This is a genomic window from Bacillus sp. FSL L8-0528 (genome assembly GCF_038593085.1).
Classification (GTDB): domain Bacteria; phylum Bacillota; class Bacilli; order Bacillales; family Bacillaceae; genus Bacillus; species Bacillus paralicheniformis.
This window is the reverse complement of the sequence record NZ_CP151961.1, coordinates 1,348,983-1,368,833: the sequence shown is the minus strand read 5'-3', so window position 1 is coordinate 1,368,833 and position 19,851 is coordinate 1,348,983. Positions and strand designations below refer to the sequence as shown.

The 19,851-nt window shown below is 47.6% G+C and carries 24 protein-coding genes and 1 pseudogene; all 25 read right to left on the bottom strand.

Annotation, left to right across the window (positions count from 1 at the left end; genetic code table 11):
- Positions 1 to 18: 18 nt before the first annotated feature.
- The 25 genes and pseudogenes from MHI30_RS06985 to MHI30_RS06865 all read right to left on the bottom strand — a co-directional run bounded on the left by MHI30_RS06985 (position 19) and on the right by MHI30_RS06865 (position 19,844).
- Positions 19 to 1,035, bottom strand: coding sequence for a zinc-binding alcohol dehydrogenase family protein (locus MHI30_RS06985; protein WP_075753247.1), 1,017 nt, complete (start codon positions 1,033 to 1,035; stop codon positions 19 to 21).
- A gap of 22 nt (positions 1,036 to 1,057) precedes the next feature.
- Positions 1,058 to 1,735: a GntR family transcriptional regulator gene (locus tag MHI30_RS06980; RefSeq protein WP_075753249.1), complete on the bottom strand. Its 678-nt coding sequence runs from the start codon at positions 1,733 to 1,735 to the stop codon at positions 1,058 to 1,060.
- Positions 1,736 to 1,835: 100 nt separating this feature from the next.
- Positions 1,836 to 2,900, bottom strand: a complete 1,065-nt coding sequence (locus MHI30_RS06975; RefSeq protein ID WP_075753251.1) for an N-acetylmuramoyl-L-alanine amidase — start codon at positions 2,898 to 2,900, stop codon at positions 1,836 to 1,838.
- Positions 2,901 to 2,952: 52 nt separating this feature from the next.
- Positions 2,953 to 3,216, bottom strand: coding sequence for a phage holin (locus tag MHI30_RS06970; protein ID WP_075753253.1), 264 nt, complete (start codon positions 3,214 to 3,216; stop codon positions 2,953 to 2,955).
- A gap of 14 nt (positions 3,217 to 3,230) precedes the next feature.
- Positions 3,231 to 3,500, bottom strand: a complete 270-nt coding sequence (locus MHI30_RS06965; RefSeq protein ID WP_011197809.1) for a hemolysin XhlA family protein — start codon at positions 3,498 to 3,500, stop codon at positions 3,231 to 3,233.
- Between the two features lie 43 nt (positions 3,501 to 3,543).
- Positions 3,544 to 4,503 (bottom strand): hypothetical protein, encoded by a 960-nt coding sequence (locus MHI30_RS06960; RefSeq protein ID WP_075753255.1) that lies wholly within the window; start codon positions 4,501 to 4,503, stop codon positions 3,544 to 3,546.
- Positions 4,504 to 4,535: 32 nt separating this feature from the next.
- Positions 4,536 to 5,753 (bottom strand): pyocin knob domain-containing protein, encoded by a 1,218-nt coding sequence (locus MHI30_RS06955; RefSeq protein ID WP_075753257.1) that lies wholly within the window; start codon positions 5,751 to 5,753, stop codon positions 4,536 to 4,538.
- A 15-nt stretch (positions 5,754 to 5,768) separates the two neighbouring features.
- Positions 5,769 to 6,155, bottom strand: coding sequence for a phage tail protein (locus MHI30_RS06950; RefSeq protein ID WP_075753259.1), 387 nt, complete (start codon positions 6,153 to 6,155; stop codon positions 5,769 to 5,771).
- A gap of 472 nt (positions 6,156 to 6,627) precedes the next feature.
- A pseudogene (locus MHI30_RS06945) lies at positions 6,628 to 7,089 on the bottom strand (putative phage tail protein); the annotation flags it as partial.
- Entirely contained in the window at positions 7,076 to 8,119 is a 1,044-nt protein-coding gene (locus MHI30_RS06940) for a baseplate J/gp47 family protein (protein WP_154495644.1), read from the bottom strand. The gene MHI30_RS06940 and the pseudogene MHI30_RS06945, both read right to left, overlap by 14 nt.
- Positions 8,112 to 8,537: a DUF2634 domain-containing protein gene (locus MHI30_RS06935; RefSeq protein ID WP_075753264.1), complete on the bottom strand. Its 426-nt coding sequence runs from the start codon at positions 8,535 to 8,537 to the stop codon at positions 8,112 to 8,114. The genes MHI30_RS06940 and MHI30_RS06935 overlap by 8 nt, the downstream gene beginning before the upstream one ends.
- A 12-nt stretch (positions 8,538 to 8,549) precedes the next feature.
- Positions 8,550 to 8,864 (bottom strand): DUF2577 domain-containing protein, encoded by a 315-nt coding sequence (locus MHI30_RS06930; RefSeq protein WP_075753266.1) that lies wholly within the window; start codon positions 8,862 to 8,864, stop codon positions 8,550 to 8,552.
- Positions 8,861 to 9,841 carry a phage portal protein gene (locus MHI30_RS06925; RefSeq protein WP_075753268.1) on the bottom strand — a complete coding sequence of 327 codons (981 nt, stop codon included), beginning with the start codon at positions 9,839 to 9,841 and terminating at the stop codon, positions 8,861 to 8,863. Before MHI30_RS06925 ends, MHI30_RS06930 begins: the two co-directional genes overlap by 4 nt.
- Before the next feature lie 56 nt (positions 9,842 to 9,897).
- Positions 9,898 to 10,554, bottom strand: a complete 657-nt coding sequence (locus MHI30_RS06920; RefSeq protein WP_075753270.1) for a LysM peptidoglycan-binding domain-containing protein — start codon at positions 10,552 to 10,554, stop codon at positions 9,898 to 9,900.
- Entirely contained in the window at positions 10,547 to 14,311 is a 3,765-nt protein-coding gene (locus MHI30_RS06915; protein WP_154495642.1) for a transglycosylase SLT domain-containing protein, read from the bottom strand. The genes MHI30_RS06920 and MHI30_RS06915 overlap by 8 nt, the downstream gene beginning before the upstream one ends.
- Before the next feature lie 3 nt (positions 14,312 to 14,314).
- Positions 14,315 to 14,452, bottom strand: a complete 138-nt coding sequence (locus MHI30_RS06910; protein WP_095290311.1) for a hypothetical protein — start codon at positions 14,450 to 14,452, stop codon at positions 14,315 to 14,317.
- A gap of 41 nt (positions 14,453 to 14,493) precedes the next feature.
- Entirely contained in the window at positions 14,494 to 14,943 is a 450-nt protein-coding gene (locus tag MHI30_RS06905) for a phage portal protein (RefSeq protein WP_075753274.1), read from the bottom strand.
- A gap of 169 nt (positions 14,944 to 15,112) precedes the next feature.
- Positions 15,113 to 15,556 carry a phage tail tube protein gene (locus MHI30_RS06900; RefSeq protein ID WP_020451024.1) on the bottom strand — a complete coding sequence of 148 codons (444 nt, stop codon included), beginning with the start codon at positions 15,554 to 15,556 and terminating at the stop codon, positions 15,113 to 15,115.
- 1 nt (position 15,557) lies between these two features.
- The gene (locus MHI30_RS06895; RefSeq protein WP_075753276.1) at positions 15,558 to 16,904 is read right to left on the bottom strand and encodes a phage tail sheath family protein; all 1,347 of its coding nucleotides are present in this window, start codon (positions 16,902 to 16,904) and stop codon (positions 15,558 to 15,560) included.
- Positions 16,904 to 17,128 carry a hypothetical protein gene (locus tag MHI30_RS06890; RefSeq protein WP_020451022.1) on the bottom strand — a complete coding sequence of 75 codons (225 nt, stop codon included), beginning with the start codon at positions 17,126 to 17,128 and terminating at the stop codon, positions 16,904 to 16,906. The genes MHI30_RS06895 and MHI30_RS06890 overlap by 1 nt, the downstream gene beginning before the upstream one ends.
- Positions 17,129 to 17,569 carry a phage portal protein gene (locus MHI30_RS06885; protein WP_075753278.1) on the bottom strand — a complete coding sequence of 147 codons (441 nt, stop codon included), beginning with the start codon at positions 17,567 to 17,569 and terminating at the stop codon, positions 17,129 to 17,131.
- 12 nt (positions 17,570 to 17,581) lie between these two features.
- A complete protein-coding gene (locus tag MHI30_RS06880) occupies positions 17,582 to 18,070 on the bottom strand; it encodes an HK97 gp10 family phage protein (protein ID WP_075753280.1) in 489 nt (162 codons plus the stop codon).
- Positions 18,067 to 18,423 (bottom strand): YqbH/XkdH family protein, encoded by a 357-nt coding sequence (locus MHI30_RS06875; RefSeq protein WP_075753282.1) that lies wholly within the window; start codon positions 18,421 to 18,423, stop codon positions 18,067 to 18,069. The genes MHI30_RS06880 and MHI30_RS06875 overlap by 4 nt, the downstream gene beginning before the upstream one ends.
- Complete coding sequence (locus MHI30_RS06870) at positions 18,420 to 18,794, bottom strand: DUF3199 family protein (protein ID WP_075753284.1); 375 nt, start codon at positions 18,792 to 18,794, stop codon at positions 18,420 to 18,422. Before MHI30_RS06870 ends, MHI30_RS06875 begins: the two co-directional genes overlap by 4 nt.
- 114 nt (positions 18,795 to 18,908) lie before the next feature.
- The gene (locus MHI30_RS06865; protein ID WP_075753286.1) at positions 18,909 to 19,844 is read right to left on the bottom strand and encodes a phage major capsid protein; all 936 of its coding nucleotides are present in this window, start codon (positions 19,842 to 19,844) and stop codon (positions 18,909 to 18,911) included.
- Positions 19,845 to 19,851 lie beyond the last annotated feature (7 nt).

Here is a 19,851-nt window from a genome sequence, read left to right as displayed (position 1 = left end):
CACTTCCTCCTCACCGATTCAATAAGATAAAATAATCTTTGTGACCTGATGGGGACAGTTTTTCGCTTTTTTCAACGCCTCTTCTATTTCCGTAAAAGGCATGATCTCAGTCACAAAAGACCGGGCTATTTCAGGGTTTTCATTCAAAAATTGAATGACGCCGGGAAATTGATTGACGCTGTGTTTAGTCCCGTAAATTTCAATGTCTTTCTTTGTGAGAAGAAGGCCCGGAATCGTCACATTCTCCCCCGTTAAGCCGACAATGACAATGCGCCCGGCGGCAGCTGCCAAACTGATTGATTGCTCAATCGTCGCAGGAATCCCGGCCGCTTCGAACACAATCCCCGCTCCTTCTCCGTCTGTCAGCTTCAGAATCATTTGCTCGGCATCCTCTTCACCAGGCTGTATAACGGCATCCGCACCGAATGCCTCGGCAAGCTCAAGCCTTTCCCGTACGGGATCAACAGCGATTACACGGACGTCAAAGCGCTTTTTAAGCTGTGCCAAAATCGTTAACCCGATCGGACCCATTCCCAATATGACAATCGTTTCTCCTGTTTGAATATCCGCCCGCCGAACCGCCTGCGCTCCGATTGAAAACGGCTCGCACAACGCGGCGGTCGCAAAATCCATTTGCTCAGGAATCGGATGGACATGCGTTTCCGGGACAATGATAAAATCAGCGAACCCTCCTCTGCGAACCGATCCGATCATATCGATGTTCACACAGGCGTTTGTCCTCCCTTTCCGACAAGGGTAGCAGCCTCCGCACGGAATAGCCGGTTCAATTACGACCCGTTCGCCCGCGGATCGCTCCCTCACCCCGGCCCCCGTTTTTTCAATGATGCCTGCGAGCTCATGGCCAAAAATCTGAGGGTACTGTGCATATGGATTTGAGCCGTCGTAAAAATGCACATCACTGCCGCAAATCCCGGCGGCCTTTACCTTGACAAGGACTTCGCCGCTGGCCGGTTCGGGACGCGGTATGTCGTGAAATTCAATCGAATAAGGCTTCGTCATCACCGCAGCTTTCACATCACCACTCCTTTTAAAGCGCTTACTTTTTGAAATAACCGGGAAACTCATCAATGAGCATCTGTTTATCGACGATCACCAGCTGCAAATGCTCTTCAGCAATTTTCTTGGCTTTCGCCTTCTGTTTTGTTCGAATCGCTTCTGTTAATGCTGCGTGCTGCTGATGAATGTTGTTCCAGTTAAAATCGGCGGCAAGCCTTAAAAAACGGATTCTTTGGAAGGGAACGTTCATCTGCTGAATCGCAGCCCAAACATTCGCTTTTCCGCAGCCTTCAAAAATCGTCTGATGAAAAGCTTCATCCAATTCAAACAAACTTTCATAGTTTTTCTGTGTGATCGATAATTCCTGCATCTTCACATTCTGCTCCAACTTAAACATAGCTTCCTCCGGAAAGTCTTCACACGCCAGTTCAGCTACAGCCTTTTCCAGGTTTTCCCGCATAAACCTCGCTTCCTCCACCAGATCAAGATCAATCAGCGATACGCGGGTTCCTTTCTGCGGATAGACTTCGAGAAGCCCTTCTCTCGACAGCTGCAAAAAAGCCTCTCTGACCGGAGTGCGGCTGACTTCATACCGTTCTGAAATCTCTTTTTCCGATATCAGCTCACCCGGCACAAGCCGAAACTTCATGATCTCTTCCTTCAGCATCTGATAGATTTGGTCTCTGACAGAACGCGGGTTTAATTGTTTCATTGTCATGACTCTCACCTCCTCTCTGCCATACTACCATACAAGTATGGTTGTGGGGTAGCTGTTTTTTGAAAATTTTAAAAATATAAAGGAACTTTCATAAGTTCCTTTATTTCAAGAGAGCCAGCATTTTCGCTTTTGTCTTCGGGCCGTATATCCCGTCCGCCCCCAAACCGTACATCAGCTGAAAACGTTTCACCGCGTTTGCCGTCTTCACTCCGTAGTATCCGTCGATCCCATGATTTTTGGCCCCTTTATCAGGGTAATAATAAAGAGCGGCAAGGGCTGTCTGAATTTGTGTGACAGCCGTTCCTTTCATCAGCGGGCTTTTCACCTTATAAATGCCGTCGGGAAGAGTCCATGTCTTGCTCTTGCCGCCCGCTGACGCTTCAGCGGCTGCGAGGGCTTTTTCGGTTGCCGGGCCGTAAATGCCGTCGGCTTTAATTCCCGCTTTCTTTTGTAAAGAAACAACCGCTTGCACCGTCTCGTCTCCGTAGCTTCCGTCCGCCCCGTATTTTGGCAGCGAAAAACCGGCCGCGATCAAGCGTGTTTGCAGCTTTTTCACATGAGCGCCTGACATTCCTTTTTTGAGGATAATGCCCGACGATGAACTTGTCTGGCTGGTGGAGGCAGCCGATACGGAAACGGTTTTCCTCCCCAAAAGGGAATCTACTCTTTTACGGAAAGCCGACAATTGGCCGGCATCTCTCACCCACGGGGTTGGACAGCTTTTGTTGGTGACATCGTAATGGCGGACAATCCGATCTGCGGACAAACCGTATGTCTTGCACAAATCCGCTACAAGCTCCGCCGCATTGCGAATCGTCTCTTCATGGATGGTACCGTCTTTTTCCACGCACATTTCGACCCCGAGCGCCGTAGTATTGGCATTCGGCTTCAGGAAGCTGACATAGCAGCGGTTTTGATCATGCGCATGATAAGCGACTTCCTGATCGGGGATAATATGCTGCGCCTCATGGCGGTCGACAAAATAGTGAGCCGACGCATAACGCTTGTCAGTTATGCAGGTGCCATTGAAATAATTGCGCTCATTCAAAGCCGAAGCCCCGGGCGTCGCCGTCCAATGCATGACAATGCCTTTGACTGCCGCACGCTTCAGCCCGGGACGGGTGTATTGATTGACTTTTACAAAGTTCTTGATGACTTTGACCAAACTTCATCATTCCTTTTCACATTCAATTCAGGAAGCCGCCTCAAAGACAGCTTCATTTCGTTAAACCTTTGTTCTGTAAAACTTCTTTTTGCATTTTCCCTTTGCTTGTCACATAGTTGTTCTTATACCAGGCAATCAGCGATGCAACGATCGTAAAAGCCGCAGACCCGGCCGAATAGAGGGCATCCGCCAATGTATGAATCTGATCTTCGGCGATCGGCAAAACCGGCTTTCCAAACATGATCAGCGTCTGATTGACCAGCGCAATAAAAAGAAGCACCGTCCTGACGACCGTGCCTTTGTCCATATGTTTCATAATCGTGTCCTCCCTTATTTCTGCAATAAATTATAAAAAACAGCGATCGCTCCGCCGATGATGCCGGTGCTGACCGCTGTAATGATCGCGCCTGTGATGCTGCGCTTGATCCAAGTTGTATTCTCTTCGATTTTGTTCAGCTTTTCGTTAATCGAGATGATTTGCTGATCGTGGCGGTCTGATGTTCGTTCGAGTGTGCTGACGCGCTGTTCGAGTGATTTTTGATCAGCCTTCATTTCCTGAACTTCTTTTTGGAATATATCCAGTTCTGGTGCTTCCGGCATCTTAATTCCCTCTTTCATTTTATTCAAATCATTTTTTAAAAATCTATGCGGCTTTAAAACTAAATCCAAAACTGATGTACTCATTTGGATTTACTGTATTCGAGCAGTTTTCGATCACGACATTACCATCAACACTCACTTGTAAGCGATGATACTGCGGAGTATTGGACATGCCAAGTTGAGATGCTACACCTACAAACTGAAAGGCGCGTGATGGCCGATAACCTTTCGGCAACACGAATGCAGGAATATTAAAACCAATCTTTCCTTTTGCAATTGCACCTTCAACAAATACCGTACCTGTGGCATCTTTTGTATAACGGGCTTTAGTGCTGTCCGCATAGTTAACCCATTCATTTAAAAGCGTTGGAAAGTGCCAAGTTAATTTTGTCAGCTTTGCCTCAAGACTCTCCACGGAAACTAATTCTGTCCAGTCAGTCCAGTTGCCCCCGGATATTGTTTTCCGATAGGTTCTATTTGCATTATCAAACGCGATCGCTTGACCATAGTTACCTAAAGCGTTGCAAGTCCAAATGCCTCGAACGGCCGCGCCTGGTCCGTTTGATGCTCCTGAAGCTGCCGTAAAATGTACCAGCCCGGTATACTGTGGGAGAACCGTTTGAAAGTCATCTTCAGCGCTTATATATACCTTTGCTTGTCCATTGTCCCCGGTAATATTAAAAATCTGACTTCCGTTCCATTTATCCCTTTCATCCTCAGTAACATGCCGTGTTTGATCGTTATGATGCAGGTCAAATTCATCTTTTGTGGCCTGCCTTTTGTTGATCACTTCCCCCAGGCCGACCTGGGATTTTGTTACACCATGGGGGTTATCCTTTTTCGAAATGTGCCTATCTGTATAGGCAGTTGAACGTTGTTCAGCTTCGGCGGCAAACTGTGCAATCGACTCATCATTTGTATTCAGCCGGTCGATAACCTGATTAAACAAATCGGCATGGGCTCTGTCCGACGTGCTGAAAGGCCTCGGTTTTTGGATATCCAATTTATATTAACCTCCCTCTATGAAAAAGTAATCTATTGATTTTGCTGCGCAGCCCTGAACTTAAATCCGAAAGTAATAAACTCGTTTGGATTTACGGTATTTGAACAGGATTGAATGCATACCCTTCCGTCAGTATCGATCAGTGTCCGGTGATTTTGCGGTGTTGACCCCGTACCTATGCTTGATGCAACACCAATAAAGTACATCGCTTGAATTGGGCGGAACCCCTCAGGCAGCGTAAACACAGGAATATCAAAACCTATCGTCCCGCCCGTTATTGCTCCAACGATTTCTACTTCACCAAGAACGTTTTTACAAAACCGGACTTTGTGTGACCCATACTGTTTCCATCCATTTGTCAACGTTGGGGTCTGCCAATCAACGTTTGAATCGGCGTTTGTGACTACTCTTTTCCATCCTCGAAACTGTCCATCTGTATGAACGGTTCCATTCCATAAAGTATTATCATAGCTCCGCCACGCATGGATGGTCTTTCTTCCGGCACCGGTTTCAATTACATCGTAATTGAACCAGGAGTCGTTGTTTTCTACAGGGTTGTTTTGAACAACATGGCCCATAGCATAATAAAAACCTGTCGGCAGCGTTAATAAATCCGTTCCATCCGGCAGTTTTGTGCGCGTTCCATTACTATCTGTAATTTTATATAACTGTGCATTGTTCCATTTTTCCCGTTCATCTTCATTCACATGGAGATTTGTATTTCGTTCATGAGCATCAACCTTGGCTTGCGCACCATTAGTCGTTTCCTGGGTCTGCCAAGGCGTCCACGTGGTTGAATCGGATTTTCTGAATCTAAAATACGACTGTGTCCCTTTGTACGATTCATAAGCTGCTTGAACCAAGGTATTGCCGAAACTCATCACAAGCAAAAATATCCGATTTGATGAAGGTGGTGAGTTGATTCCTTCATTATAGATGAGATACATGCCTGTCTCTGTCAAAGTGTTAAAATCTGTTGTTTCTGAACTGCCTCTGTAAAAGACTTTTCCGTTATTTTCGGTTAATTTATATAACTGCCCCGCGCTCCATTTTTCCCGTTCTTTGTCGGTGATGTGAATCGAATGGTCTCCGGCATGCTCATCAGTATACGTTTTAGCCTTTTCTTCAGCTTCCTCAGCCCGCTTTGCAATCCGTTCATCATTCACATTCAGCTGATCTATCGCTTCGTTAAACAAGTCGGCATGGGCGCGGTCTGTTGTTGCAAAGCGTCTCGGTTTTTGGATGTCCACCTTGTTTCAGCTCCTTTAATAAATGTCGTCGATTTCGAAGACGAACTCGATGTCGCCGTCTTTTTGCTTGTCTGTCATCGTTCTGACCGCTGTGAATTTTCCGGCTTCATCAACAAGGGCGAGCTCGTTGATCGTTTCTCCTGCCAGTTCGCTTTCTCTCAATGTGCATGTATAGCGGACTTTCGCCGGTTCCATGAAGACAAAGCCGTCGATGTCCTTTTGCAGGAGTTCGTTTTTCAGCGCTTGTTCGTTGCCCTGTAGCGCGATCGGTTCGCCCTTATCGTTTGTACCTCCGTTTCCGAAAGCCATCTTTGTGATTTTGGTGAGCTTGCCGCCCTCAGCCCGTGCTTTTGCCATTTGCTGTCTTGCATAAAGCGTTGTCACTGTTAATTGTTGTGCCATTTTGATTTCTCCTTTACAATGCGATTTTTTGTGCTGCTGCTGCCAGCTGCTTCGTTCCGTCGAGCAAAAATGCGCCGTTTAGCTTCCACCACTTCTCCCTCATTTCAAGCGCGCCTGCTTGCTTAAATTCATGCTCGCATTTGCAGCTGATTTTGAAGGATTGGATCTGTTTGTTTTGATTGGTAATGCCGGTTTTCATGCCTGCTTTTGTTTGCTGTTTCCTCCGGTTTTCAGCGGCCGCCTTTATCGTCAAGCACGAGGCGGACCGGATGTATTGCCGCTTCTTGTGGCACAGTGTGATCTGCTGTTTAAACCTGCGGGGCAGACCGTCGATTTCTCGAAAACCGTTCAAGTAGAATGAATCATCAAGCAGATACTGTCCGTCCAAATAAACCGGGATCGTACCGAAAAAACCGTTTTTGCTTCTTAAAACGAGCCTGTTATGAACGCTTTTCGGCGGCCGGCATTCATAATGAAACCCGCCCCGGAATGTATAAGCCAAATGGGCGGGCTTCATATGATTGACGGTTTCAATGATCGAAGGTATAAACTGCAGATCTTCACCGTTTACGCTCAGCAAAAAATGATACCGTCCGGCCGTCAGTCTGACGGATGCGGACGGCTGTTTTAAAAAAGCATTGACCGCTCGCTCGATCGAGCGGCTTGTAATCGGCGGAATATTGGACATCTTGGTTAACAGACGTGCCCTTCGAATATCAACACCGTCTGAAGCCTCACGTCTGACATTCAAAATCTTTTCCCACCTGTCCAGCCCCCATGTGGCCGTTGTGACGAAAAGCTGGTCCGTCATATCGAAAATCTCTTGATTTTGTTTCTCAAATTCGGGTGCCTCGGCCGTTAAAATGTCTTGGATCTCCCGGATTTCCGTCAAGTATGGCGGCAGATGAAAAGCCATTTCATCAATCTTGCTCAATGATGGTCACCTGCCCCAGCTTTGGAATTTCCGTTTCTGTCAACTGCAGATTTTTCGCTTCCCCGTTGATGAAGACTTCCGAATAGTCGCTGACAGAGGACGATTCATAGATCATGTTGTTGATCTGCGAGAGACGGATGACGCTTTCTTTAAAGGCCATTTCTTTAAACAACTCTGTGATTTTTTCTGCAATTTCCTGTTTGGCTTCATCGATCGTCCGGCCTGATTCAGGAATGATTTTTGCAGATATGCTCACGTCTTTCCACACCGCGCTTTCAACCGCGGTATAAGCTCCGATCGGCGCCATACCTTCCCCTTTGCCCGGATCGGGATCGATATACTGCTTGACTCTTTCGATTAATGCGTCAGAGGCAGGTTCCATTTTCGCGTTTGTAATGACAACCTTTACGGTTCCCTCGCCATTACACAGCGGAAAGATCTTCGCTTTACCCACGCCGTCCACTTCTTCGGCCCATTGTTTGTAATGCATCTGATTCGCGCTGACCGCTTCCCTACGGACACGGATCAAATATCTTTCATACAGGGATTCATCCGTCTCCTCGTCGCGGCCGGGAATTTCCAGGCTTCCCATAACCGCCTTTTCAAGCCCTGGAATGGTATCGAGCGGAAGCAAAGGCCGCCCCGAGAAATTGGCGTTTCCTTTTGTCCCGGCTGTTTCACATTCAAGCTTGCCGTCTTCGAGCATGGTAAAATATAAGTCTTCCAGAAAGAAGCGGGTTCCGGGGGGAACCGATACTCCATCCGTAAAGGCTGCTGACCAAATGGCTTTTGACGCCCGATAGCGCTCAAGGCCGGCCTCAGCCGCCCTTCTGTCCAAATATTCGCCTTCAGCCGTATCCGCATAAACCAAATTCAGCACTTGATCAAGCCAAATATAAGAAAGCGCCAGCTCGGCAGCTGCCGGGGCAAGCGCATTCCAAATGACGCTGTTTTCACGCTTGTCAATCTCATCTGAAATCCGCTCAAGCATGCGTTCCATGATCTCTTCAAATGTCTGGTTTTCAAACATCTTCCCCTATCACCTCCTCGATTTCCAATGTCCCTTTATCGGTTTCAACCGAAAAAGACACATGGAAGGCATCGCCTTGACGCTCAATATCGAAATCGGTTACCGCAGAAATTCGGTCGTCATATATGAGGGCTTCCTCGATCAGTCTCGGTATCTCCATTTCTTTATAAGCGTCGGTCGTTTCATGATCTGAAAGAACCTCCTGCAGCTCATTTCCGATGTTATGGCTGTAAACGGCGTATGTGTAGCGCTCAGTTCTCAGCGCCATGTAAACCATTTGTTCCACCGCTTCAAGTCCCGAAATCACATCACCCGTCATCCTGCCTGTTTCAAAATCAATTTTGTACGTTTTTGAAGTCTCAATCACGTCGCTGTCATCCTCGATATCTTCAAAAGATATTTCCGGTGAAAGAGCCATCCGAGCCACCTCCTACTCCTGCACTCTGTCTATCACGAAAAACGACTGCCCTCCAGGCATGGCCGCAATCATTACGTGGTCGCCGGCATGCAATTGATTGTAAAAGCGAATCGTTTTGTCTTCTCCGTCAATCCGGATCTGTTCCGTATGTTCTGTCAAATGCCTGGCCACCACCAGTAAGTCGGAGGGGATCACCAATTTATCATGATTGCGGAGCTTCAGCTTGAGCGGAGAAGCGGACACGACTTCCGCCGGCATGACATCAACAGGCGATTCAGCGTTTACGGCTCCAAGAGCCAGCTCTTTTATCGCATCGCTTAATTTCATGAAGTCGCTCCTTCAGGTATTGTATTTTTCGCGACGACATCAATCGTCATCACATGCTTTGTCCCTGTAAAATCGTGTTTATCTTTATCAACCCAATAGGTTTCTTTAATGCCCGCTTCCGGAATCGATATATAAACCGGCAGTCCGCTTTGAACTTCCGGTATGCCGAGCGCCTGTATGCTTTTCAGCTCTTTTTTGACGCCTTTCTTTTCAGCCTGTATCTTCTTCGCCCGGTCGCGCAGCTGCGCCTCGTTAATATCGTCCGAAACCGTTTCTGTGTATTGAAGAACGCCGAATCTTTTCATACCGGCTTCATCGCTGGCTGATGCGGTATAGGTTTTGTTATCTTTCTGCTTTCTCAGTTTCACCCGGGTTGCCGTTTCATCGATTGACGTACTGTAAGCGTAATCCGTAATGTTCACACCCGTTTCCAAAACCCAGATATCCTCCGGTTCGGGCCACGCTCGTAAACACAGCTTTCCTTTTTCGGCATACAGCTGATAGTTTTTTCCGGTTTGCTTTTTTGTTTCACGCAACGCTTTTAAGATGATGTCGTACAGGCTCGTATTGTCTTTAAAGACGAGTGATTTAATCGTATGTCCGGTACTTGCGATCGCGCCTTTGGGAATTTGAAAGTCGCTCGCAATTCGTTTGACAATGTCAGCGGCCGTTTTGTTCGAGAAAACATATACATCCTGGTTTTTCACCAAGTACTGAAGCATGTCGTACGCTTTAAACGTGAGCGTGTATTCTTTCGGCACCCTGCTGAAAACAATTCCGCGAAACAGTTCTTTTCCTTTCCATTTAAATAAAACGGTATCGCCTTCCTGCACGCTGTAATATTTGTGGCTTCCCTGCTTGATCACAATCGACGCTTCGATCGAACGAGGCGCCTGGTACCTTTCTCCTTCCAAGGTGACGCTTTCGGTGACAAGTTCATACCATTCGCTTTCTTTTATGACAAATAATTCGATCATCGCTATCCCCTGCTTTTGATTTAACAGAAAAACGCCGGTTCGCCCGGCGCTTCGTTTTATGGTATTTTCAGCTTTTGCCCAGGAAAAATCCAGTGTCCCGGCTGTTTGATATTTCGCTTGCTTCGTTTGATCATCGCCTGTTTGTTCGCGTTCCAAATTTTCCGCCATTCCTGGCTGTTTCCGTAAAAACGGCCTGCGATGTGCCAGAGCGTATCGCCTTTTTTGACGGTGTACATTTTTGGAGCCGGTTTGGACGGCCGTTTTTTCTTCGTTTTCTTTTTCTGTTTGATCTTCCGGGGTGATGCTGTTTGATACTCTTTTAATGTGAGATCAAAATCCCGGTCGCCGATATCCTTTTCACCCTCACGATGCGAAAAGTTTTCGATGCTGCATGTGAAATTGATCTTCGTGCCCGTCACGAGAAATTGAACCGGTTTTTTCGCTTTCATCCACTTCTCGATTTTGAGAATCGCGTTCTCCGGCGAAAGAAACCCTTTATATTCCGCAAGCGGAGAATACTTTTTCGGAAAATGAGACGAAAATGAAATCGTCTTTGCTCCCGGTTCATTGATAAATGTAACCTCGCCGAACTTTGACACCTTTACAGACTCGTTCGCAAGATTATTGCTGACGTCAAGCTGCTCGGGAAGCACAGGGAGGCGCAGCTTTTCCTTTCCTTGCGACAGCCAAAATTCGTACACGGATTTAGTCATAAGCTACGCTTCCTTTCGTCCCAATATGAATATCCCGTTCAAGCTCATCGACAAGAGCGCGCTTGATTTTCGCAATCAATGTTTCCTGGTCGCGCTCACTTTGGTAATGATTGTCTCCGGTAATATAAATGTTGACTTCTTTGGCGCCGTTTTCAGCCGGCTGCCCGGATCGGGCCCCGCCTGCGGTGGCTGCAGCCGCTTGACCGCTTGAAATGGAACCGGACCCTTCAGCGGGGTCATGTACTTCCATCCCGAGCGCGCCTGCAGCCCGTTGAAGCAAATATCTGCCGCGGATGCCGCGTTCTTCGGGAATGATCCATTCGCGCTTGCCGCCTTCGCCCACGCGGGCAATCTGCTCGCTCGTGATCAGGCCGCCGTTGGCATAGCCTTTATAAGCTCCGCCTCTTGCCATGCTTTTAATCCCCGGAGTGTTATATGGCGACCCGTATCGCGATTTGATGTAGTTGATGGCCGCTACCGCGTTGTGAACAGGATTGAAAATATCATTCATTCCTTTTCCTTTGTACGCATTAAACGTTTGACCGATCGTCTGCATCAAGCCTCTGCTCGGGTCCCCCCGCTTGGCGTTAATGTCCCAGCCGTTAGAGGCGCGCGGATTTCCGCCGGATTCCTTTTGAGCAATGACAGAAAGCGGCTGAAGCCACGACACCGGTGAACCGGTAGCCATGATCGCCTGCATCAGCCACGACTTTACATTTCCGCCGACGGCTCCGATTCCGGAAAACGCAGCGGCCAGTGAGCCTGCTTGTTTTTCCGCAAAACTTTTGACATCGACAGAACTTAAACCTTTGACAATCCCGACCGACGCAAAACGCCCGAGACTCATCATGACCCGGGACGGAGAATGAATATCTAGTTCTTCGCGGAACGCTTTTTCCACTTTTTTCGCCAAGTTTTTTGCAGCTTGAGAAACTTCGCTGCCTTTTCCATTCATGCCGCTGATAAAGTGTCCGACCATTCCTGAACCCCAGCCTGAGGCCGACTGTTTCGAATCAAGGAACGGCTTGTTGATATTTTTATCAACATACTGCGACGTCCCGGTCGGTGTTGTATTTTGCCCGGAAGCGAAGTTTTTGACTGTATTTGCGCCCCAGGAAGATGACGTCTTTACCGTTGTTTGATAAGGCGCATTTACTTTTGTTTGAAGAAAACCGCCCGTTCCGGTCGCGGAAGCATTTTGCCCGGAAGCAAACCCGGCAACCGTCTGTTTTCCGTAATTAGACGATTCTGCCGGCAGGCTGCTAAACGGCTTGCTGATGTTTTTTTGCTTCCATTGATCAAGGGAAGGAGCGTTTGAGCCGATCCCTTTGTCAAAGCCGCCGGTGAATTCCCGGCCGAAAGCCTGTGCCTCTGCCGCTATATTCCCGACACCGACAGCCGGCGACACAGAAGCCGAATACGAAGCGGTGCTTGAAACCGGAGAAGCAGCCCCCCCGTCTCCCGCCGCGGCCCCCATGTCGTCAACAACGCGCATGCCGAGCTTGGTCGCGGCCTGGGCAAGCAGCATCTTCCCGCGGCCCCGGTTGTTTTCCGTCGGGATGACAAATTCGTTTCCGGCTTCACCGATCCAGGAGATGGTCGGTTTTGTGATGTAGCCGCCTGTGGCATTTTTATCAGGATCTTCTCCTGTCATGAAGTTGATGACGGCATCAATACCGCCGCCAACTTTATCCCATATTTTACCTACCCATCCGAATGCTTTCTCAAAACCGTCGCTGATCAATCCGGCAATCTTTACAATTGGCTTTTGAATATTTTTCTCAAACCAGCCGGCGACGCCTTCCCAAATATCTGTTACCGTTTTTTTGGCCGCTTGAAATTTTTCTCCAATGGCTTCTTTTACGGTTGAGAACGTATTTTTTAACGGATTCCAAACCGTATTCATAAACCATGTGGAAACCGCGCCCCAAACTCTTTTGATCATGTTCCAGGTAAATTGAAAACGATTCCAAATTCCGGTTGCCACTTCAATGACTTTTGAAACTACGGGGTTCCAAACATTTTCCGCAAACCAGCCGGCGACCGCCGTGAATGTTTCCTGAATCAACGTCCAGGCTGTTGTCAGATGATTCCAGATTCCTGTTGCTACTTCAATGACTTTGCCCACAACCGGATCCCAGACATTCTCTGCAAACCAGCCGGCGACCACCATGAATGTTTCTTGAATCAACGTCCAGGCTGTTGTCAGCTGATTCCAGATCCCTGTCGCTACTTCGATCACTTTGCCGACAACCGGATTCCAGACATTTTCCGCAAACCAGCCAGCCACTGTCATGAATGTTTCCTGAATCATCGTCCAGGCCGTTGTCAGTTGATTCCAGATCCCTGTCGCTACTTCAACAACCTTGCCGACAACAGGATTCCAAACGTTATCTGTAAACCATCCTGCTATCATCGACCAGTTTTCTTGAATGGCTCCGAGTGCCTCGGCCGATTTATCTTTTATCGTATTCCACGCTTTCACGACACCGCCATTGTCATCGAACATCTGCCCGAAATATTCACCGATGCTTGAGCCGCCTAAGCTTCCGACCATACCTCCAATGGCACCGCCGATTGCCGTTCCCCCCACAGGGAGAATCGCTGTGCCAATTGCCGCACCTGCTGCTGCACCAGCTAAACCGCCGGCAATTCCTCCGCCTGCTGAACCGACTTTTTCGCCTGCGTTTTCTTTGTTCATATCCATTAACTCAGTCGCTGATAAAAGTGCTCCAGCATATGGGAGGGCTTTGCCTCCAACTTTCCCCACTTTTCGAAGACCTTTCATAAACTTGCCGCCGGATCTGTTTCTTCCCGATCCTGTTTCTCTATTAGTAGTGGTTTCTTCACTTCCTGGCCTGCTGCTTGTTGCAGGTTCATTGATTATAGAACCTCCGCCTCCCCCACAGCAGCAACAACCGCCTCCACTTTCTTCACCTTTAAACAACTTACCGAGGATGGCATCAAATGATTTGTCCCAAATCTTCTCCGGCAGCCCCTTCACCCAGTCAACAAATTTTTCTTTACCCCACTTTAGAATTTTAGTCCATACGGCCTCAGCTTTCCCATCCGAATCTTTGTTGTCTTCTTTTTGTTCCGTTTTTACAATTGCGTCAATTTTAAGGATACGTTTGGCCTCGATGCTGTTAAGCTTTTTTTGCAAAGCATTCAATTTCGCGGTCGCCTGGTCGTTAATCGTAAGGGTGGCTTGATATTCCCTTGCTAAATGATTTTTCAAATAGGAGGAAATCCTGCTGGCTGTCTGGGTGATTTTATCAATGACATAGAGCGTTGCAGAGTATCCTTTTTGCAATGCACCTTTCAGGTAGCCGGAAATTTTTTGAACAGCCGGGGTGACTCGGTCATTAACGGCTGCAGTTAAGAAGTATTCAGCTGATGACAATTCAGACATGATGCTTCTGATCTTTTGAATGCCCGGTGTTGCCTGATCATGTATTACAATTGAAAATTGATAGTTGTCAGGCAGCTTTTGTTTGAGCTGATTTGAAATATTGTCGATGGTTTTGCCGGCCTTATCGACTGCTGAAATTTCAAGCTGCCATGATTTCAGGTTGGCTTTAAAAAAAACATTAAGTTTTTTCAATGTTTTCTCTGCTGTTTTCGTTTTTATTTTCATTGCGAACGGGCGGCTGAGTTTTTTTCGTCTTTTTTCCAGGTCTTTAAACCCCTTCTGAATCCTCCGCAGCTTCTTAGACACCCGGTCTTCAAGTTCAAAGCGTGCCGTTAGTTTTGCCATGGATTATGTACCTCCTTTCCGCGCTTCTTTTTCCAGGATCTGAAGTTTGTAGCTGATAAGTCCGTATAAAAATGCCTTAAACGGTTTTGGGGCTTCGTACAGCTCCCGGAGCTGGGATGGAGAATAGTGAAGTTCGTGCATCGCAAAATAGAGATACACCGCTTCTTTATTCCCATCCTTGATTAGTTTTTTGCTTCTTCTTCCAGATCTTCAAGATCGTCTTCAAAGCCGTTGATTTCAATCGCTTTGTTGAGCCAGTTCGCATATTCCCCTCCGACGGACAGAACGCGTTTGGCCACTTCGACCGGATCGGCCGTTTTATAGGCTTCTCTTAATTCCTTTGAACGGAAATCAGGATAGATCGTTGATTCAATGGCGATTCGAGCGTAAAAGCGCTGGGTGTCGAGATCCTTGATGCGGCCTCTGCCTTTGATGTTTTTATAAGTCGTATTTTCTTTTTCAAGCTCGTCAATGCGCTCGGTTGTAATCGGCTTAAACACAAACGGAATGACATTGCCCTTTTTATCGACGAACCGCTTTGAGATCGGCACTTTGATTTCTTCGGCTTCAACGGTTTGTCCCGGCATAAAAAAGGATAAATCATATACTTTTTCTTCTTGTTTTTCGCTCATGTCTGCTTGCTCCTTTAACATTCAATTTTTAAATGAAAAAGCACCCTCGGCTTGACGAGAGTGCTTGGTGTTATATGTCCTGACTACTGAATCGGCTTCCTTCCGTAAAAAAGAAGAAATAGACCAGCCTTGGCGGTCTAGGTTTGAAAAGCGGGATAAGGCTCCTTTTTTAAAACGTATCTTTCAGTTTTTCAGGAACGTCAAAATCTTCAAATGTGAACGGCACTTCTTCTTCCAGCGCTTCTGAATCGACGTCAAGACCGGCGATTTTGGCTGAGTCAAAATTCACGTCATACAGTGTGACCCGTTCCGTTCCGCGGCCTGATGACTGGTCGTCAAGGACGGCCTGGAGCGTGAAATACGGATCTTCGCCTTTTTTCACATAGTTCATCATTAATGTGACAAATTGAGATGTGACTTTATAAAATGTCGCCGTTCCCGTGCCGTTTGCACCTGTTGTCTTGTGGCCCGTCATGCGGCGGCCCATAATATTGACTTCGGCTTTATTCTTTTCGACGTTTGCCTCAAATGTTTTGATGTGAGCCATCTCTTGTCCGTCGAGAAAAAGACGGCCTTCTTTTCCGGAAATCGTGTTTTGCGCTTTTAATGCCATATTATTTTACCTCCACATTAAAGTAGAATTTTTCTGCTGCATCAACCGGCTGAACGGCCAAATCGATTAAAAACCCGTCGCGGTCTTCATTCAGGGTGATGACAATATCGCTTTCAGAATCAAAACCGGTGATGCCGCCGGCTTCCTGAAGCGCCGTCATATACTGAATGATCAGCGTTTTGACGTACTGCAAACCGTCGTCAGATGCAGGGATATCGCTGCCGCTTGCTTTTCGCGCTTTGATTAAAGCCTTTAATTCGCGGGTCAAATCATTGTTAACTCCGTCAAGGACGCGGATGATTTTATTTTTCGAGAATTTTTTGTTTTTGTCGGCAGTGAAACTCGTTAAAGAGTTGATGTCTTTTTCGACACTGACCGATTGATCGCGTGCATCAAATGTAAATAAAAACTCGCCTTTTTTCAGACGTTCGATGACCTGATCTTCATCCAGACGGTTCAGAACATCAACAGCTCCTTCGTATTCGACAAATGTAAGAGACTGGTTAAAAGTCGCGCCTGCGCTTGCTCCTGCGACCCATGCCGTCGCTTTTTCAGGGGTGATTTCTGTGCCGTCTTCCAGCACAACGCCTCCCGTTACATTGATGATGCCTTCATAGTCTCCGGCATAATCAGCGACTACGCCTTGGACTTTCTGGCCCTGCTTGTCGCGAAGACGTTTGATGAAAGCGGCAAAAGTGGCTTTCAGCTGTTCATTGTCTGCAACCGGAAGTGCGATCGTATTGAAGTATTCCGTTTCGGCAGCATCTAAAAACGCGGTGTAATCGGCAACGCTTGCCGTTCCGTTCTCTCCGCCTTCCAGCTTTGTGCCCGCTGTCAGTTCAAGCGCGCCTTCCCCTTGAAACGCGACGTACGCATTTGCGGTAAGCTCTTCTGCCGTTTTGACGGTTTGTCGGTCAGCTTCATCTGTTCCGACAAAGGTTGTGACATCAAACTTTTTAGAATCGAGCACATTTTCGGAAATGCGGATCGAGATGTCGTTTCCTTTCTCGCCCCCGTATTTTGCCGTTACGCTCAGCGTTTCGCCGATTTGGGCTTTCGCCGGCGCTCCTGTGTTCAGACGATACAGCAAAACGGTTTGTGCGTTTTTCTTCGCTTCGCGGAAAAGCAGAAGAGACGGATCATCGATGTTCAATCCCACTTTTTTATTTAAATCTTCAATGCTGGAAATCGATACGAATGTTTTCGGCTCCCCCCAGCTCATGACGACAGGGAGGGCAACTGTGCCGCGTTCCCCGACGGAAACCCGTTCCTCTGCTGTCGTTTTAAAATTAAAATAAATGCCGGCACGATCTTTTTCTTTGCCTGGTGTAAATGTTCCGCCGTTCATTAATTCATGACCTCCTTGGCTAAAAATGTTTGAATAAGCTGACTTGCCTCAAGCTTTGAAATCTGCTCTTCTTTCACATGAAAAAGAGCACCGTCGAGAACTTCCGGTTTAATGCCGAAAAGCTCTTTCGCGTGCTCCCTCAGATCCTCGATGTAGAACAGCGCTTCTCGTTCCTCTAGAGGCGCCTTTTTTGCTTCGGTCTTTGTTTTTTTGCTGACTGTCAATTATTTCACCCCGTTTGTAAAATCAATTGTTTCCAGAGAAAGTTCGTTTTCCCGTTTGTACCAGTAGCGGCTGTTCCATTGAATAATAATGGACGCGGTGCCGGAATCCCCTATCCTCGTCTCAATCCGGCTGATCCTCAAGCTGTCCCCTGTGCCTTTACCCGACCGGTCAATGAGCGGGATGATGTGCCGCGCTTCCCTTACGGCGTCTGCAATGCGCTCAGCATGATCGTGGGCCTGCTGTGAATCATGGTGAAACAGTTTCACATTCAGGGTGAAGACTTTTTTAAATGTTGAAACCGTATCATTCTCATCAAAAACAGAAGGGGGAGGAAAATATAGCGACGGTATTTGAAAATGGTCGGGTATTTCCTTTTCATAATAGACGACAGGAAAGACTTGATAAAAGAAATTCATGACAGATCCCGTTTCGTCGTTCAAAGCTTCACCTCCTTAAAGGGAATTCAGCCATGTTTGCAGCCTTTCATGCAGGCGTTTTTCAAATAAACGCTCAAATATGTAAAGCGCATGCTCCCAATAGCCTGTTCCCTTTACCCATCGCCGTTTTAAGGCCATGCCGGACGATGAACCGGGATCATATTGAAACCGGCCGCTGTGCCATTGTCCCGGAATCCACCTGACTTCATCTTTTCCGCCTGTCCAATGGCCGTCATTTACGAATGAGGCGTACTCTAACTCCGTCCCGACTTCAAGCGTGAGTCCGCCTTTTTCGATTTCCCATCTGTTCCCTTCAGCCCCTCGCTTGAAAGAGTGCAAAAGGCTGCCGGTATCAATCGATCCGGCGCGTACGATTTCGTTGCGGACCAGATCCAAAAAATCGGTTCCCGCCTCTTCAAGCCACTTGGCAGCTTCAGTTCGAAAGCCGCTCTGCCCCGCTTTTTCCAGCGTCTGCGACAGCTGTTTCAATCCTTTGATTTTCATAGTTTTTCATCCCTGACCGCTAAGACTTCCAGGTGATGGCCTTTGATGTTGCGCGGCTGCTGGAGCGTGTAGCTGACACCGTTCCAGACCGCCTGATCGTGAAGACGCACATCTGCATCCGCCGGAAAATGGGCCAAATAGGAATGATAAATGACCTGTTCGGGATCTTGCTGGACGATCGACTGGTTTTTTTCCGTAAAATAGCAGGGAACGTTTTGAAGATCAGGTGTGTCCCCGTATGTGCGGATTGGCTGCAGGTCTGGCGCGGGAATGCCGTACCTTGCTTTCTCTGCATGGTCTTCCTTTAAATGATAGATATCGCAGCGGTCGCTTAATAATTTTTTGTAGCTCATAGCGGCCGCACCTTGAATCGAACAGATTCATAATCAAGAATAAATTCTTCGAGCAGTTTATAGACGTCGGGCTTCGCCAGGCCTTCGCTTCTTGAAAGCGTATAGGAGTAGTCACCCAATTTCTCGGATTTGTAGCCTTTCAAAAGCGATTCATCACCGTTTTTCAATGCAAAGTACTGTGCCAGCTGCAGCAAAGCGAGCCTTGCCTTTTCCGGCAGCGGATCATATTTTTCATCTGTAAAACGATGCCCCGTGATCTGCTCGGCTTCCGCTTCCGCTTCAAGGATATCCTGCCGCAGCAATTCCTGCGGCCGGTTTTTCACGGCTTCAATAACGGAATATTGGATGATATCGTCGGGCGTGATCAGCATGTTCATCACATCCTTCCAGAGCTTTTACCTGTTGTCCGGGGCGCTTTCGCTTTTGCCCGGACTCGTTCCCTGCCGATCGGCAATGCTTTCAGTGAAAACGTTCGGACTCAGGCATTACTCTTTTACATTGACGATTTTTGCAACCGCGTCTTCTTCTTCGAATTTGCTGTCCAGTTTTGCCGTCAGGACAATGATAAATTTACGCGCGCGAATGTCTTTATCGACTTCAATTCTGATATTGCGCGAGAAACCGAGAATGATATTTTTCGGATGCGTCAAAATAATGTCTGATGCTTCGGCGGCCGCATCTCCTTCTCCGTATGCATACGGCTGAATATTTGAGACCCCTTTAACAGGCACGCCAAAAGCGGTTGAAAGTCCGCCCTGTACGGCCGCATCCCCGAGAGTGGTTTGACGGTCTGCGACGCGGTCTTTCCATTCAATCTCCTGACCGAGCGATGTATAGAATCTGAATTCCTGCGGAACGCGCATATATTTTGCCGGAACAGCTTTCAGCCCCTGTTTGAAAAGCTGTCGGCTGATTTGCTCCCCGCCTGCATCGACGATGTGGGAGACCGACTGCTTCCGGATCCCGTCAAGCTGAGCAAGGTATGGATCTGAAGACGCGACATCGCCGTTGACGATCAGTTCTTCAATATCCACGGCAGCCCGTTCCGCCAGCATTTGCATCAACGTCTGTTGAAGGCCGTCTTTTTCAATGTTATTTTCGAGCGTGTCATAAGTAATGTTGACTTCGGCAATGACTTCTTTCGCATTCAGCTCGACCGTGCTGGTCACCGGTGCGGTTAATTGGTCCTTCGCCAATGCTTGACCTTCATCAGCCGCTCTTAAAATCCGCTGGCCAAAACCGATTTTTTCAAATTTTTGCGAGTCGTTTTCCATTTGAATCACGCGCGATTCGCTGAAAATTGTCGGCGTGTTTTGCACCATGCGAATAAATGCAGAAGCCTGCGCCGGATTCATTAATCCTCCGCTTTTCAGCGTCGCAAGCGACATCTCGGCTTTACGAATAATCTCTTGATTTCTCATTGTCTTC